We start from the raw sequence: 16,513 nt of genomic DNA, 5'->3' as shown, positions 1-16,513 counted from the left end.
ATGGCCCGTTTCGGAACGCAAAAACTCTACATTGATGGCGCTTACGTCGACGCTGGCAGCGATGCCACCTTCGAAGCCATCAACCCGGCCACCGGCGAAGTCCTCGCCCACGTGCAGCGCGCCACCCAGGCGGACGTCGAGAAGGCCGTCGAAAGCGCCGAACGCGGCCAGAAGGTCTGGGCCGCCATGACTGCCATGCAGCGTTCGCGCATCCTGCGCCGCGCCGTCGACATCCTGCGCGAGCGCAACGACGAGCTGGCCCAGCTGGAAACCCTGGACACCGGCAAGTCGTACTCCGAAACCCGCTACGTCGACATCGTCACCGGCGCCGACGTGCTGGAGTACTACGCAGGCCTGGTACCGGCCATCGAAGGCGAGCAGATCCCGCTGCGCGAATCGTCCTTCGTCTACACCCGCCGCGAGCCACTGGGCGTGACCGCCGGTATCGGCGCGTGGAACTACCCGATCCAGATCGCCCTGTGGAAATCCGCCCCGGCCCTGGCCGCCGGCAACGCGATGATCTTCAAGCCATCGGAAGTCACCTCGCTGACCACCCTGAAACTGGCCGAGATCTACACCGAAGCCGGCCTGCCGAACGGCGTGTTCAACGTCCTGACCGGCAGCGGCCGTGAAGTCGGCACCTGGCTGACCGAGCACCCGCGCATCGAGAAAGTCTCGTTCACCGGCGGTACCACCACCGGCAAGAAAGTCATGGCCAGCGCTTCGAGCTCGACGCTCAAGGAAGTCACCATGGAACTGGGCGGCAAGTCGCCGCTGATCATCTGCGCCGACGCCGACCTGGACAAGGCCGCCGACATCGCCATGATGGCCAACTTCTACAGCTCCGGTCAGGTCTGCACCAACGGCACCCGCGTGTTCATCCCTGCCTCGATGAAAGCGGCCTTCGAAGCCAAGATCGCCGAGCGCGTTGCCCGCATCCGCGTCGGCAATCCGGAAGACGAGAACACCAACTTCGGCCCACTGGTCAGCTTCGCCCACATGGAAAGCGTGCTGGGCTACATCGCCAAGGGCAAAGCAGAAGGTGCCCGCGTGCTGTGCGGCGGCGAGCGTCTGACCGAGGGTGAATTCGCCAAGGGCGCGTTCGTTGCCCCGACCGTGTTCACCGACTGCACCGACGACATGACCATCGTCAAGGAAGAGATCTTCGGCCCAGTGATGAGCATCCTCAGCTACGAGACCGAGGAAGAAGTCATCCGCCGCGCCAACGACACCGAATACGGCCTGGCCGCCGGTGTCTGCACCAACGACATCAGCCGCGCCCACCGCATCATCCACCAGCTGGAAGCCGGTATCTGCTGGATCAACGCCTGGGGCGAGTCGCCGGCAGAAATGCCGGTTGGCGGCTACAAGCAGTCGGGCGTCGGCCGTGAAAACGGCGTCAGCTCGCTGGCTCAATACACTCGCATCAAGTCGGTCCAGGTCGAGCTGGGCGGCTACAACTCGGTCTTCTAAGACCTAGTCCCGCCACGCCCGTGCCCCTGCGCACGGGCGTTCCCGCTCCCTGATCACCGCCAACACGAGGGTACTTTCATGTCCCATGAATTCGATTACATCATCGTCGGAGCAGGCTCCGCCGGTAACACCCTGGCTACTCGCCTGACCGAAGACGCCAGCGTCACCGTCCTGCTGCTGGAAGCCGGTGGCCCCGACTACCGCTTCGACTTCCGCACCCAGATGCCGGCCGCCCTGGCCTTCCCGCTGCAGGGCCGCCGCTACAACTGGGCCTACGAGACCGATCCAGAGCCGCACATGGACGGCCGCCGCATGGAATGTGGCCGTGGCAAGGGCCTGGGTGGCTCTTCGCTGATCAACGGCATGTGCTACATCCGCGGCAACGCCATGGACTTCGACGGCTGGGCTGAACTGCCAGGCCTGGAAGACTGGACCTACCTGGACTGCCTGCCGTACTTCCGCAAAGCGGAAACCCGTGACATCGGCCCCAACGACTACCACGGCGGCGAAGGCCCGGTCAGCGTTGCCACGCCTAAAGCCGGCAACAACCCGCTGTTCCACGCCATGGTCGAAGCCGGCGTGCAAGCCGGTTACCCGCGCACCGAAGACCTGAACGGCTACCAGCAGGAAGGCTTCGGCCCGATGGACCGTTCGGTGACCAAGAACGGCCGCCGTTCCAGCACCGCCCGTGGCTACCTGGACCAGGCCAAGAAGCGCCCGAACCTGACCATCGTCACCCACGCCCTGAGCGACCGCGTGCTGTTCGACGGCAAGCGTGCCGTTGGCGTGACCTACCTGGTCGGCGACAGCGAAGAGCGCGTCGAAGCCCGTGCGCGTAAAGAAGTCATCGTCTCCTCCGGCGCCATCGCCTCGCCGCAGCTGCTGCAGCGTTCCGGCGTCGGCCCGCGCGCCCTGCTGGAAAGCCTCGACATCCCGGTGGTCCACGACCTGCCGGGCGTCGGCGAGAACCTGCAGGACCACCTGGAGCTGTACCTGCAGTACGCCTGCACCCAGCCGGTGTCGCTGTACCCGTCGCTGCTGTGGTGGAACCAGCCGGCCATCGGCGCCGAGTGGATGTTCAACGGCACCGGCATCGGCGCCAGCAACCAGTTCGAGGCCGGTGGTTTCATCCGTACTCGCCCTGAGTTCAAGTGGCCGAACATCCAGTACCACTTCCTGCCGGTCGCGATTAACTACAACGGCTCCAACGGCGTGAAAGAGCACGGTTTCCAGGCGCACATGGGTTCCATGCGCTCGCCGGCCCGTGGTCGCATCCAGGCCAAGTCGAAGAACCCGCGCCAGCACCCGAGCATCCTGTTCAACTACATGGCCACCGAGCAGGACTGGCAGGAATTCCGCGACGGCATCCGCCTGACCCGCGAAATCATGGCCCAGCCGGCGCTGGACCCGTACCGCGGTCGCGAGATCAGCCCGGGCGCCCACGTGCAAACCGATGAAGAGCTGGACAAGTTCATCCGCGAACACGCCGAAACCGCCTTCCACCCGTCCTGCTCGTGCAAGATGGGCACCGACGACATGGCGGTAGTGGATGGCGAAGGCCGCGTGCATGGCATGCAGGGCCTGCGAGTGGTCGACGCGTCGATCATGCCGCTGATCATCACCGGCAACCTCAACGCCACCACGATCATGATCGCCGAGAAAATCTCCGACAAGATCCGTGGCCGCAAGCCGCTGCCGCGCAGCACCGCCAAGTACTACGTGGCGGGCGATGCACCGGTGAAGGGCAAGCCGATGCGTGAGGTGAAGCAGGCCTGACCCCTGCTACCACCTCGGTTGGACTGGCCGGCCTTGTCGCCGGCCGGTCTGGCCAACCCAAGTGTCAGCGCAGCTACCTGCCCTGGCAGATGCTGCAGCCTACCCGCCCCCGATACGTTTCCACGCAACCCTGCCATCTGCACCCTCCTTGGCCAAGATCTTGCCCGAGAGGCAACTGATCCCCCCGCCACCCAGCAAGCAGCCTCGCTTGCGCCCGCCTCTGCCACACAGATCTCAACCCGCCGATTCCCCACTGCGCAGCCAAGAGCGCCGGTTGGACGTTGATCGGATTTTCGGGACCGATGAAACATCTGTCATAAATTGGATCCAAAATCAGGAATGCCATATCCTTCATTTCCCAAGAGACCAGCGCAGCTCTAGTGGCACCCTACACAGCGACAATGAGAACAATCATGGACGGTTGGCAAATTGAGCTTTTGCATGCACTGGAAGGTGCTGTTGACGAGAACGTCATCTTCGCATTGATTCTGGAAGCCAGCGCCGCGCTGGAATTCAACTTCTGTGCCTATGGCCAGCAGATCCCGTACCCGCTCTCGAGCCCCAAGGCGATCATGCTGAACAACTACCCTGCACCCTGGCAGGAGCGCTACAGCGCGGCCAGGTACATGGAGAGCGACCCCACCATCCTCCTTGGTCGGCAGTCGGAGCGGCCCATCATCTGGAGCGACCAACTCTACGCACAGACGCCCGAGTTGTGGGAGGAAGCCCGCGCGCATGGCTTGCGCAAGGGACTGTCGCAATCGATGCTCAACGCTGGCGGCAGCTGCGCCATGCTCACGGTGGCCCGCAGCGACTCGCAAATCAGCGAACGCGAACTCCACGAAAAAGGCGACAAGCTACGTTGGTTGGCCAGCACGTCTCACGCCTCGCTCAGCTCGATCCTGAACAGACGACACAGGAACGCCGAAGCCCCCGAGCTCACCGAACGTGAGCGAGAAGTGCTCAAGTGGACCGCAGATGGCAAATCAGCCAGTGAGATCGCCGACCTGCTGACGCTGTCCAAGAACACTGTCGACTTCCACATCAAAAATGCCGTGCGCAAGCTCAAGACCGCCAACAAGACCGCTGCGGTAGTGCGCGCGGCCATGCTCGGCTTACTGTTCTGACGCCCCTGCCCATGGCTACAACATGACAACTGCATGACTGCCAACCTACTGTTTTTAGTAGGTTACACATTTGGTTACTGATGTATTTAATAGCTCCGCCCATGAGAGTCTGCGGAGCCCGAGAAATGGAATTCATCACTGGAAAGCTGGAAACACTGGACGCCAGCATACGCTCGGCAATGGCGCACTATCGGTATCAGGTATTTGTCCGAAAATTGGGATGGAACCTGGATTGCGAAGAAGATTCCGAGTTCGATCAGTTTGATAGAGACGACACGGTTTATATTCTTGCCAGGGACAGCCAGAAACAAGTGGTTGGTGTGGCGCGCTTATTGAGTACTGCCACACCTTATTTGCTCAGTGAAGTATTTCCAGACTTGCTTGCCGGCCAGCCACTGCCGGCCAGCGAGCAGGTCTGGGAGTTGTCGCGCTTCGCCGCCGCCGACACCGGCGCCTCGTCAGACTGCCTCGAGCGGCAGACTTCCTCACCCAATGCAATTGCCCTGATGCAGGCGACTTTGCGCTGCGCAGCGGAACACGGGGCACGCAAGCTGATCACCGTGTCACCGCCAGGTATTGAACGGCTGTTGCGCAAGGTCGGCATAGACGCCTCCCGTGCCGGCGAAGTCTGCAGCAAATACGGCCAACCCTTGTATGCATCCTGGATCACTGTGAACTGAGCGGCGAACAGTTCGCCCATCGTTCCCTCCCCACCTGATTGGAAATGACCATGAGCCTCGACCAGATCAACGATCATTGGTACGCGAAAGCGACTGTGCGCAGTACACCGCGAATTATCGTGCCGGATTATGACGGTGAACAACTGATCTATCCCGTCTCGCGTTGCGCAATGTGTGAGCACCCGATCATTCAAGCGCATGGCAAAAGCATAAAAAATTATGTATTGACCCAGGCGGCCTATCAGTTTCTCTATAACGTCGGCCTATTGGAAACAAAGTTTATTATCCAATGCTGCCTGGACATGCTGCATGACAAGTTCCCCGGTATCGGCGAGGTGGAAAAACTACAGGCCCTCACGGTAATCATCGACGAGGGCTACCACGCCCATGTGGCACTCGACTATCTGACCCAGATGAATGAAAAAAGCGGTATCGAGGCCATCGAGGTGCCACAGACCAACCAGAAGCTGGATGCGACCGCCCGAGCCTACGCGCAACTGCCAGAATCGCTGCGTACCGAATTCCAGCTGCTGGCCGTGACCATCGCCGAGAACGTGCTGACCGACGAAGTGGCCAACCTGGGGCGCGAGCGTGAGCTGAGCCAGTCGTTCACCACACTCATGGTCGACCATGTCCGTGATGAGGGGCGACATTCGCGGTTCTTCGCCGACGTGATGAAAAAACGCTGGCCAACCCTGCCGCTAAGCACCCGCGAGCGCTTCGGCATGATGCTACCCGCCTATCTCGACGATTTCCTGAATGTCGATCCTGAACGACGCTTCGAGCGCCGCATGCTGGCCCACTGCGGCCTGAGCCCCGAGCAAGCCGAACAGGTGATCCACGAGTCCGATCCGACCTTCCATGCCGATCACGCGCGCATGAAGAAATCGATCCTCCAGCGTCTGTACCGCCTGCTGCGGCAAATGGGCATTCTCGACCTCCCGCAGGTCAGGGAAGCATTTGCCGACCGCGACTACGTCAGCGCCTGAGTGGAGGGCAACTGCCGTGAAAACCCTGATCGTCGACAACTTCGATTCATTTACCTACAACCTTTTCCAGTTCATGGGCCAGGTTTGCGGTGAGGAACCTGATGTCTTCACCAACGACGTGTCGCCGGCGGACATCGATCTTGAGCGTTACGCCGCCATCATCATTTCCCCCGGCCCAGGCACCCCAGCGCGCAAGGCCGACATCGGCCTGAGCGAGGACGTCATACGCGATGCCCGCGTGCCGGTACTGGGCGTTTGCCTGGGACACCAGTGCATGGCCCACCTGCACGGAATGGACGTGGTGCATGCCCCCGAACCGATGCACGGGCGCCTGAGCCGCATCAGCCATGACGGCCAGGGCGTGTTTTCCGGGCTGCCTGCCGACCTGACCGTGGTGCGCTATCACTCGCTGATGGTGCGCCAGATCAAATCGCCGTTCGTCGTCAGTGCCTGGGACCAGAACGGCATGATCCATGGCATCCGCCACAAGGATCGGCCACTGCACGGCATCCAGTTCCACCCCGAATCCATCTGCACCGAGGCAGGCCTGCAAATGCTAGGCAATTTCCGTGACCTCGCACACCAGCACCGCGGCACCTGTTGCTGACAGCCCGCGCCAGCCTTTCCGGAGATTCCAGATGAGTGACAACCGTGTCGAATTCCGGGCCCTTGATCATGTGCCCGACACCCTGGCGGCCTTCGAGCAAGAGTTCGCCCAGTCCCCGGCCTGCTTCCTGCTGGAAAGCAGTGTGGTGATCGAAGGGTTCTCTCGCTTTACCTTCATGGGTGACTCGCAAGGCCGTTGGGCCGAAGTACTGCGCTACCAGCAGCAGAGCGCCAGCGTCGAAGTGCGCCGACTCGAGGGCACGCAGCACGAGCCGGCAGAGGATTTCCTTGAATGGCTCAGTGCACGCCTGGCTGCCCAGCACACCCCCTGCCCTGCCGAACTGCCGTTCGACTTCAACCTCGGTTATGTCGGGGTCCTGGGCTACGACCTGAAAGTAGCCAACCTGGGCGACCCGGTCTGGTCGTCGCCAACCCCTGATGCCACCTTCCTGCTCGCCACACGCATGCTGGTGATCGACCATCAGGAAAACCGCAGCTACCTGTTGCACCTGGTCAAGGACGAATACGACCAACCAACGGCCAACGCCTGGCTCGACCACGCCAGCGCACGCCTGCAGGCACTGCCCGCCGCCCAACCCCTGACCCGGCGCCCCCGGCGCATGTCGCTTGAGCAGGTCGAACAGTGGATCGCGGCCCATGCCAACGCCCGGCACGCGAAAGCGGACTACATCGAGAAAATCCTCGAAGCCCAGCGCCAGATCGTCGATGGCGAAACCTATGAAGTCTGCCTGACCAACCTGGTGGAACTGCCTTTCGAGCATTCCGCCTACGCCCTCTACAAGATCATGCGCGAACTCAGCCCCGCGCCCCACGCTGCGTACTACGCCATTCCCGGTTTTGAAATGGCCAGTTCCTCCCCCGAGCGCTTCCTCAAGGTCGACCGCCTGGGCCAGGTTGAAGCCAAGCCGATCAAGGGCACTCGACCACGCAGCAACGACCCCCGGGAAGATCAGCGCCAACTCGACGATCTGCGCCAGGACGAAAAAGACCTTGCCGAGAACCTGATGATCGTCGACCTGCTGCGCAACGACCTGGGCCGGGTGTGCCAGATCGGCTCAGTGAAAGTACCCGGTCTGTTCGTGGTGGAGAGTTACTCCCATGCTCACCAACTCGTGTCGACTATCCAGGGCCAGCTCAAGCCCGGCATGCAGGCCCTCGACTGCGTCAAAGCCAGCTTCCCCGGGGGTTCGATGACCGGCGCCCCGAAAAAACGCACCATGCAGATCATCGGAGCGCTGGAGCAAGGCGCCCGGGGGGCTTACTCAGGTTCGCTGGGTTGGCTGTCGCTGAGCGGCGCCTGCGACCTGAGCATTCTCATCCGCAGCGTGGCGGTGCACGATGCACTGGCACGCTTCGGTGTCGGCGGGGCCATCACCGCGCTGTCCGACCCTGAGAGCGAATACGTCGAGACCGTGGTCAAGGCTAGCGGCGTGGTAGAAGCGATCGCCCTGCTTGACGAGGTGAGCGCATGAGCCTGCCCCGCCACGAGAACGACAGGCAAGCGATCGTGGTCGGCGCCGCCGGCTCGATCGGGCGCATGCTCTGCGAACAGCTGAGCGCAACCGGCCTTAAGGTGCTGGGCGTCGACCTGGAGCCGACGCAGCCGCCTGCAGGCTGCGAAGTCATCCAAGGCGACATCCGCGCCCCAGGCACGGCACTGTGCCAGCAACTGGCGAGTGCGCACATGCTGGTGCTGGCGGTCTCGGAGAACGTGCTGTTGCAGGCGCTTCCCGCCTTGCTGCCGCACCTTGCGCTGGACTGCCTGCTGGTCGAAACCCTGTCCATCAAGAATGCGTTCGCCACGCTGGTTCGCGATGTCTCGCTGCCGCAGACGGTAGTTGGGCTCAACCCGATGTTCTCGGGTGACCTGGCGCCCGAGGGCCGGCCGGTGGTAGTGGTGCCCTACCAGGCTGGCGCGGCAATCGATGACCTGCGCGAACGCCTGACAAGCCGCGGCATGCGCCTGTACACGCTGACGGCGCAGCAACATGACCAGACCATGGCGCTTTTGCAGACCGTCGGCCACTCCATGGTGCTCGCCTTTGGCCACACCCTGGCGGCCAGCGACGTGCCCTTGGCGCAATTGATCGAGCTGGCGCCACCGCCATTCAAGGTCATGCTTGCCCTGCTGGCCCGCATGATGACCAACCACCCGGACGTGTACTGGGAAATCCAGGCCGGCAACCCGGCCTCCGGAGCCACCCGCGAACAGGCCATTGGCTACCTGCAACACCTTGATGGACACGCCCGCAACGACGCCCACGTCGAATTCCTGGCCGCCATGGCCAGCCTGCGCAATTACCTGCAAGAGGCCCAGCCTCAACTGGCGGCCAGCTGCAGACAGCTGTTCGAGGTGGTGCAGGCGCACACGCCCGACGCCGTGGCAAAAAGCCCGGTGCTGGGCACTCACCGTGAACGCATCGACCGCATCGACGATCAGCTCGTCGACCTGATCGCGCAGCGGCTGGACATCATTCGTGAGGTTGCCGACAGCAAGCGCGACAGCAACACCGCCGTGATGCAGCCCGAACGGGTTCGCCAGGTGCTCGCCCGCTGCACGGCACGAGGGCGCACGCTCAATGTGCCGGTGCAACTGATCGAGCAGCTCTACCACGCCATCATCGAGCAGTCCTGCCAGATCGAATACGACGTCATCGGCGGCCCTCGCCAGACACTGCTTGCCGTCACACCGGAAGTGTTTTCACAGACAGGAGTCCGCTGAACATGAACCAGCACAAGCACAACGCCGGCCCGCTCATCGAGTGGCTGGCCCAGACCCTCGACCAGGACTACCAGTACCGTCAGGACACCCTCAGCCTGACCGCCAACGAGAACTACCCGAGCGAACTGGTACGCCTCACCTCCGGCAGCACCGCCGGGGCGTTCTACCACTGTTCCTTCCCCTTCCCGGTACCCATGGGCGAGTGGCACTTCCCCGAACCTGGGCAGATGAACGAGATCGCCGACGACCTGCGCGGGCTGGCCCGGCGCATGCTCGGGGCACAGGCATTCGACTGGCGGCCCAATGGCGGGTCGCCCGCCGAACAGGCGCTGATGCTGGCGGCCTGCAAGCCAGGCGAAGGTTTCGTCCACTTCGCCCATCGTGACGGCGGGCACTTCGCGCTGGAACAGCTGGCGAGCAAGATGGGCATCGAAATCTTCCATCTGCCGGTCGACCCGAACAGCCTGCTGATCGATGTTGCCAGGCTCGATGACCTGGTGCGCCGCAACCCGCACATCCGCATCGTCATCCTCGACCAGTCGTTCAAGCTGCGCTGGCAGCCACTGGCAGAGATTCGCGCGGTACTGCCCGAATCCTGCACCTTGACCTACGACATGAGCCATGACGGCGGCCTGATCCTCGGCGGCGTATTCGATTCGCCCCTGGCCTGCGGCGCCGATGTGGTCCATGGCAATACCCACAAGACCATCCCCGGCCCGCAAAAAGGCTACATCGCCTTCAAGTCCGCCCAGCACCCGTTGCTGGTCGATACGTCGATGTGGGTCTGCCCGCACTTGCAGAGCAACTGCCACGCCGAGTTGCTGCCATCGATGTGGGCGGCCTTCAAGGAAATGGAAGTCTTCGGCATAGCCTACGCCCAGCAGATGGTGCGCAACGCCAAGGCCCTGGCCAACCAGCTGCACGAGCTTGGCCTGGAGGTTTCCGGGGAGTCGTTCGGCTTCACCGAAACCCACCAGGTGCACTTCGCCGTCGGTACGCTGCAACAAGCCCTGGCCATGTGCGTGGACAGCCTGCATGCCGGCGGCATTCGCTCGACCAACATCGAGATCCCCGGCAAGCCAGGTGTTCACGGCATTCGCCTGGGCGTGCAGGCCATGACCCGTCGCGGCATGCGCGAGGACGATTTCCGCCAGGTGGCCGGGCTGGTGGCGGACCTGTACTTCAAACGTACCGAACCCGCGCGCGTAGCGGCCAGGGTCAAGGAGCTGCTGGCTGGCTTCCCATTGGCACCGCTGGCGTTCTCCTTCGACGGGCACATCGACGAGGCATGCCGCCACCTCATCGAGCGGGGTATCCAGCGATGAACGTACTGACCCGGTTGTTCACCGGCTCCCGGGAACTGACCCTGGGACAACTCGTGGGCCATGTACTGGTTGAAAGCGACATCAGCGACCTGTTCTGCATTCCCGGCGACTTCACGATGCAGCTTTCGCGGGAAATGCTCGGCACGCCCGGCCTGACCTTGCGCACCATGTCCCACGAATACAGCACCACCCTGACCGCCCTGGGGTACGCCTTGGGCGGCCAGGCCCCCGGCGCTGTGTGCTTCACCTACGGCGTGGGCGCCCTGAACGCCATCAACGGCATCGCCCAGGCCTATGTGGAGCGCCTGCCACTGGTGGTGATCTCCGGCTCGCCCGGGCACAAGGAGCGGCAAGGTTCGATGTTCGCTCACCACACCATCGTCGACCACGGCACACAACTGCGCCTCATGCAGGAAGTCACCGTGCACCAGGCGTGCATCGAAGACCCGCACCAGGCCCAGGAACAGCTGCGTGAGGCGATCGCCATCGCCCTGCATGAGTCGCGACCGGTGTACATCGAGATCCCCCGCGACCTGTTCTTGCACAAGGTGCGCCACACACCTCGGCGCACGCCCCTCGGGCGTCAACCGGCGTTGTTCGACCAACAGGCGTTGAGCGCCGCCGAACAGGCATTGAAACTGCTCGATCAGGCCAGCCAGCCGGTGCTGGTGCCTGGCCTGGACATCAAGCGCTGGCACCTCGGCGTCGAAGCCTTGGCGCTTAGCGAGGCGCTCGGCCTGCCCTGGGTCGAAACCCCCATGTCCCGGGGCGGCCTGCCGACAGCGCATGCCAATTACCGAGGCATCTATGCAGGCCCGGCCTCGCCTTCTCGCCTCACCCAGACGCTGGTCGACAGTTGCGACGTACTGATGCTGCTGGGCGAGCCCAACTCCGACGTCAACATGGGCATCGTCAGCCAGATCGCCGGGGGCCGGCTGATTCACGCCAACGACGGCGTGGTGATGGTCGGCCGTCAGCGCTTCGAGCTGAGCACCGAGGCTTTCCTGCGAGCCCTGCTTGGTCTGGCCACGACTGCCCGCCGGCATGGCCAGGCACTGGCGCCGCTGGATGCGAACCAGGCCACGTTCATTCACCAGGCGGCCCCGGAAGCACTGCCCGCGGCGGATTCGCCGCTGACCCCCTTCGAAATCATCGTCGAGTTCAACAGGGTGTTCAGTGAGCATCCCGACCTTGACCTGATCGCCGATTGCGGTGACGCCTTTTTCATGTCGCTGGGCATGTTCCCGCGCGACGTACTGGCCTCTTCCTTGTACATGAGCATGGGCCTGGCGGTACCGGGCGCCATCGGCTACCAGCTGGCAAGCGGCAAGCGCCCACTGGTGCTGGTAGGGGACGGAGCGTTTCACATGACCGGCAACGAGCTGATGCATGCCGCTCGCTTCGGCACCACGCCCATTGTCGTGATTCTCAACAACCAGCGCTGGACCTCTCTGTCGAGCAAGCCGCAGGACCGCCCGCTGACCGAACAGCCGGACCTTGAGTTCATCGACATTGCCCGCTTCCACAAAGTGCAGGGTTTCACTGCCAACACCTCGCAGCAGCTTCGCGAACAGCTTGCCGAAGCCTTGGCCATGAACCGGCCGGTACTGATCGACGCGCGCGTCGCACCAGACTCCCGCTCCTATCTTTGCGAGCGGTTCTTCGATGCGGTGCAGAAACAGCAGCATCTGCCTAAAGCCTGAGCACCAGTGCCCCAGCCTCAGAATGGAGTCGTTTGAAATGGAAGCCGTCACCACACTCGCGCTCACTGCCGCCCAGCACTCGATCTGGCTGGGCCAGCAGCTCGCCAGCGAGAGCGCCGCCTACAACATCGCCAGCCTGCTGCACCTGGACGGCCGCGTGGACACACAGCGCCTGCAGGCTGCGCTGGACCAGGCGATGAGCGAGAGCACCTGCCTGCGGGCACGCATGGTCGAAGCACAAGGCCTGGTACAGCAGCAAATTCTGCCGATGGCGCAAAGTGTCATCGCCGAACACGCCTTCGCCAACGATAGCCTCGCCCGCCAATGGCTGGCCGGCGACCTGTTGACGCCAGTGGACCTGGAGCACGGCCCATTGCTGCAGGCCAGCGTGGTGCGCGTCGCTGAAAACGCCGATTGCCTGTACGTGAAGAGCCACCATATCGCGCTGGACGGCGTAGGCCTTGGCCTGTTCCTCAAGCGCTGGGCGGCGCTGTACAGCGGACAAGGCGACAGCGCAGCGCCACTGGGAGCCTTTCACAAGGTGCTGGAGGCCGAACAGGCCTACCAGGCATCGCCAGCCTTCACCCAGGACCGTGACTACTGGCACCAACAGGTCGACAGCAGCCTGACCGTGGCCAGCCTCAACCCACAGGTGAAACTGCCGACCAGCCAGGCACTGCTGCACCGCGGCCAGTTGTCCGAAGCGGCGTTCCAGCGCCTGCGCCAATGCGCCACTCAATCGCAGAGCCATTGGGTGCACGCGCTGATAGCTGCCTTTGCCGCCTTCATTGGCCGTAGCACCGGCCAGCGCGATGTGGTCGTCGGCATCCCGATGATGAACCGCCTTGATACCCAGGCGCACGATGTCCCCTGCACATTGGCCAACGTGCTGCCATTGCAGGCGCGAATAGACCCATGGACGCGGGTAAGCGAACTGCTAGCCCAGACCGGCGACGCCCTGGCCGGCATGCGCGCGCATCAGCGCTACCGGGCAGAGGACATCCGCCGCGACTGCAACCTGGTTGGCGAAGGACGGCGACTCACCGGCCCGCAGATCAACATCGACATCTATTCGCCCGCGCTGGCATTCGGCTCGCTTCACTGCGAGGTCGAGGTACTCAGCGCCGGCGCCGCCGACGACCTTTCACTGCAGGTCATGCCCCTGCCTGGCCAAGGGCTGCAAGTATGCGCCATGGCCAACCCGGCGCTGTACGACGCGGGTGCGCTGGCAAGCCACGTCGAGCGTTTCCTTGCCTTCGTTGAAGCGTTCGCCAGCGACGCCGAGCGCCCGCTCGGCCAACTCAGTGCCCACCCACAACAGCCCAGCTCGTCGCTGGCACCAGCCAGCCAACACCAGGCCACACTGCTCGATGGCTTCGCCCACTGGGTTGCCAGCACGCCAGACGCCATTGCGCTGACCTTGGGCGAACGGGCACTGAGCTACCGGGCGCTGGATCGCCAGGCCAATCGCCTGGCGCATCTGATCAAAGCCAACCTGTCGCCCCGCCCATCGTCACCGCAGCGCACCATCGCCCTGCTGCTGGAGCGCTCCCTGGAAACCGTGGTGACCATCCTGGCCGTGCTCAAGTGCGGGGCGGCCTACGTGCCGCTGGACCCCGACGCGCCACATGAGCGCTTGGCCAGCATCCTTGACGAGTGCAACGCCGATATCTTGCTGTGCAGCGAAGCCACGGTGGCCAAGGCCTGCGAGCTGCAGCCTGGCAAGCAACCGTTGAGCATCGACGCCAAGACTGCACTGGAGGCCTTGCAGGAGGCCGCAGATCACGCACCACCGGGCGGGCCACAGCCTCAGGACCTGGCGTACGTCATCTATACCTCAGGTTCCACCGGCAAACCCAAGGGTGTGTGCGTCAGCCACCATAACGTGGTGCGGCTGTTCGGCAGTACTCACAGCTGGTTCGACTACCGCAACAGTGACGTCTGGACCGGCTGCCATGCCTACATGTTCGATGCCTCGGTGTGGGAGATGTGGGGAGCCCTGCTGCACGGCGGGCGCCTGGTGATCGTGCCTGTGGCAATTACCCGCGACCCTCATGCCTTGCTGGAGCTGGTGGTGGACGAACAGGTCACGGTGTTCGGCCAGATTCCCTCGGCGTTCTACCGTTTCATGGAGGCCGAAGCCGACCGCCCCGAACTGACCGCACGCATGACGCTGCGCTACCAGTGCTTCGGTGGCGAGCCCCTCGACCTGGGCCGCCTTGCCCCGTGGTTCGACCTGCCGCGCCCGGCGAACACGCAATTGCTCAATTTGTATGGCATCACTGAAACCACCATCAACACCTGCCATCGTTTCATCACCCGTGAACAGGTAATGGCAAATGCTGGCAGCCTGATCGGCCGCCCCTACGCCGACATGGACGTACTGGTTCTGGATGACGCCTTGCAGCCAGTGCCCGAAGGTGAACAAGGTGAGATGTATGTGCGTGGCGAAGGCTTGGCCCAGGGTTACCTGGCACGCCCCGAACTGGATGCCGCACGCTTCGTCGCTGACCCGTTCGGTGCTTCGGGGCAACGCATGTACCGCAGCGGTGACGTGGCGATCCGCCTGGCCGACGGTGAGCTCGAGTACATCGGCCGCGCCGACCAGCAGGTGAAGCTGCGAGGCTATCGCATCGAACTGGGGGAAATAGAAAGCTGCCTGCGTGCCCACCCATCGGTTTCAAATGCCGTAGCCCTGGTGACAAACGACCGGGCCAACGATCCGAAGCTGATCGCCCATGTCGTGCCGGCACCGGGTTATGCGGTTGGTGACGTAGACAGCGAGGCCTTGCGCGAGCACCTGCGTGAACATTTGCCAGCCTACATGGTGCCAGCAGCTATCGGGGTGCAGCAGGCATTTGCCATCACCGCCAACGGCAAGCTCGATCGCCGTGCCCTGCCCGCGATCGAAGCAAACCATGCGCGCCACCTGGAACCTGCCCGGGACCGCCTCGATGAACAGGTTCTGGCCCACTGGTCAACGCACCTGGACCTGCCACGCATCGGCCTGGACGACGATTTTTTCAGCATCGGCGGCGACTCGATCAAAGCCATCGGCCTGTGCCGGGACATGGGCCTGCCCGTGCTGCAACTGTTCGAACAACCTACGCCCCGCGGCTGCGCCGACTACCTGCGCCACAGTGGCCTGAGCGCCGCTGCCAGCGGCTGGACCCAGGCCATGGGAGCCAGTGCCCAGGCAGGCCGCGCCACGCTGCTGCTGGTGCCCTTCGCCGGCGGCAACGTGTTTGCCTATCGCCAACTGGTAGAGCAGCTTGGCAGCGCCTTCAACTACCTGTGCGTACGCCTGCCGGGCCACGATGTGGTACAGGCCGATGAACCTTTCGCAGACAACGCCACCATTGCCGCCGGCGTGGTCGCCGAAGTGCTGGGCAAGGTGCAAGGGCCGTTGCTGGTTTATGGCCACTGTGCCGGCAATGCGCTGGCCCTGGACATCAGCCGCCGCCTGGAACAGGCCGGCGCCGACCTGCGGGGGTTGACCATCGGCGGCATGTTGCTCGACCTGCAGCCTGAAGAGGTGGAACAGCAGGTGGCCCAGCGCTCTGGCGAGCAGATCATCGATTTCCTGCGTGAGCTGGGCGGGTTCAGGGAAGTGCCCGACGCGCACAGCCTGGCCGCCATTGCCAGGATGACCAAACACGACGCCGGCCAGACCGCTGCATTCTTCAGCAATGAAGCCAGGCAGCGCGGCATGCTGCGCGCGCCCATCCATGTCATCGTCGGCAGCGCCGACCCCTTGACCCCGGACTACACCAGTCGCTACCTCGACTGGCAGGCCTACAGCGCAGATGTTTCGCTGGACGTGATCGAAGGTGGCGGCCACTACTTCGTCAGCGAGCAGCCAGAAACACTGGCGCAAGTGCTGCTGCGGCACAACGCAACGCTGGTCACGCCCCAGGCTCGGCGCCTGCAGCGTGTGCTGCGCGATTTCCACAACCCGTTCGATGCCCCCCACGGCCAGTTCCTGCTGCTACGCAACAGCGCCTTGCAGCCTTCGCTATGGCCAAGCTTCAGCCCGATACCGCAAGGCTGGCAGGTGGCATTCGGCCCGGCTTCGCGCCAGCAGTGCCTGG

General features: G+C 63.5%; 10 protein-coding genes and 1 pseudogene. All 11 read left to right on the top strand.

From position 1 onward, the window contains the following. On the top strand, positions 1-1,473 hold the full coding sequence (gene betB / locus RTH46_RS11080; RefSeq protein WP_316905698.1) for a betaine-aldehyde dehydrogenase: 1,473 nt from the start codon (positions 1-3) through the stop codon (positions 1,471-1,473). Positions 1,474-1,551: 78 nt separating this feature from the next. Continuing rightward, on the top strand, positions 1,552-3,249 hold the full coding sequence (gene betA / locus RTH46_RS11075; protein ID WP_153788006.1) for a choline dehydrogenase: 1,698 nt from the start codon (positions 1,552-1,554) through the stop codon (positions 3,247-3,249). 413 nt (positions 3,250-3,662) lie between these two features. Further along, entirely contained in the window at positions 3,663-4,376 is a 714-nt protein-coding gene (locus RTH46_RS11070; protein WP_153788007.1) for an autoinducer binding domain-containing protein, read from the top strand. Between the two features lie 125 nt (positions 4,377-4,501). After that, positions 4,502-5,056, top strand: a complete 555-nt coding sequence (locus RTH46_RS11065; protein ID WP_153788008.1) for an acyl-homoserine-lactone synthase — start codon at positions 4,502-4,504, stop codon at positions 5,054-5,056. A gap of 50 nt (positions 5,057-5,106) precedes the next feature. Continuing rightward, complete coding sequence (locus RTH46_RS11060) at positions 5,107-6,045, top strand: diiron oxygenase (RefSeq protein ID WP_316905697.1); 939 nt, start codon at positions 5,107-5,109, stop codon at positions 6,043-6,045. A gap of 16 nt (positions 6,046-6,061) precedes the next feature. Continuing rightward, positions 6,062-6,652, top strand: a complete 591-nt coding sequence (locus RTH46_RS11055; RefSeq protein ID WP_316905696.1) for an aminodeoxychorismate/anthranilate synthase component II — start codon at positions 6,062-6,064, stop codon at positions 6,650-6,652. 31 nt (positions 6,653-6,683) lie between these two features. Next, entirely contained in the window at positions 6,684-8,144 is a 1,461-nt protein-coding gene (gene pabB / locus RTH46_RS11050) for an aminodeoxychorismate synthase component I (RefSeq protein WP_316905695.1), read from the top strand. Beyond that, positions 8,141-9,394: a chorismate mutase gene (locus RTH46_RS11045; protein WP_316905694.1), complete on the top strand. Its 1,254-nt coding sequence runs from the start codon at positions 8,141-8,143 to the stop codon at positions 9,392-9,394. The genes pabB and RTH46_RS11045 overlap by 4 nt, the downstream gene beginning before the upstream one ends. A 2-nt stretch (positions 9,395-9,396) precedes the next feature. Next, the gene (locus RTH46_RS11040) at positions 9,397-10,719 is read left to right on the top strand and encodes a hypothetical protein (RefSeq protein ID WP_153788014.1); all 1,323 of its coding nucleotides are present in this window, start codon (positions 9,397-9,399) and stop codon (positions 10,717-10,719) included. After that, on the top strand, positions 10,716-12,422 hold the full coding sequence (locus tag RTH46_RS11035; protein ID WP_279848237.1) for a thiamine pyrophosphate-dependent enzyme: 1,707 nt from the start codon (positions 10,716-10,718) through the stop codon (positions 12,420-12,422). The genes RTH46_RS11040 and RTH46_RS11035 overlap by 4 nt, the downstream gene beginning before the upstream one ends. Continuing rightward, positions 12,385-16,512: pseudogene (locus RTH46_RS11030) on the top strand (amino acid adenylation domain-containing protein); the annotation flags it as partial. The gene RTH46_RS11035 and the pseudogene RTH46_RS11030, both read left to right, overlap by 38 nt. Position 16,513 lies beyond the last annotated feature (1 nt).

The sequence above is a fragment of the Pseudomonas sp. zfem004 genome (assembly GCF_032621715.1).
Classification (GTDB): domain Bacteria; phylum Pseudomonadota; class Gammaproteobacteria; order Pseudomonadales; family Pseudomonadaceae; genus Aquipseudomonas; species Aquipseudomonas sichuanensis.
Note: the sequence above shows the minus strand (reverse complement) of the source record. Positions and strands in the feature narration are given on the sequence as shown.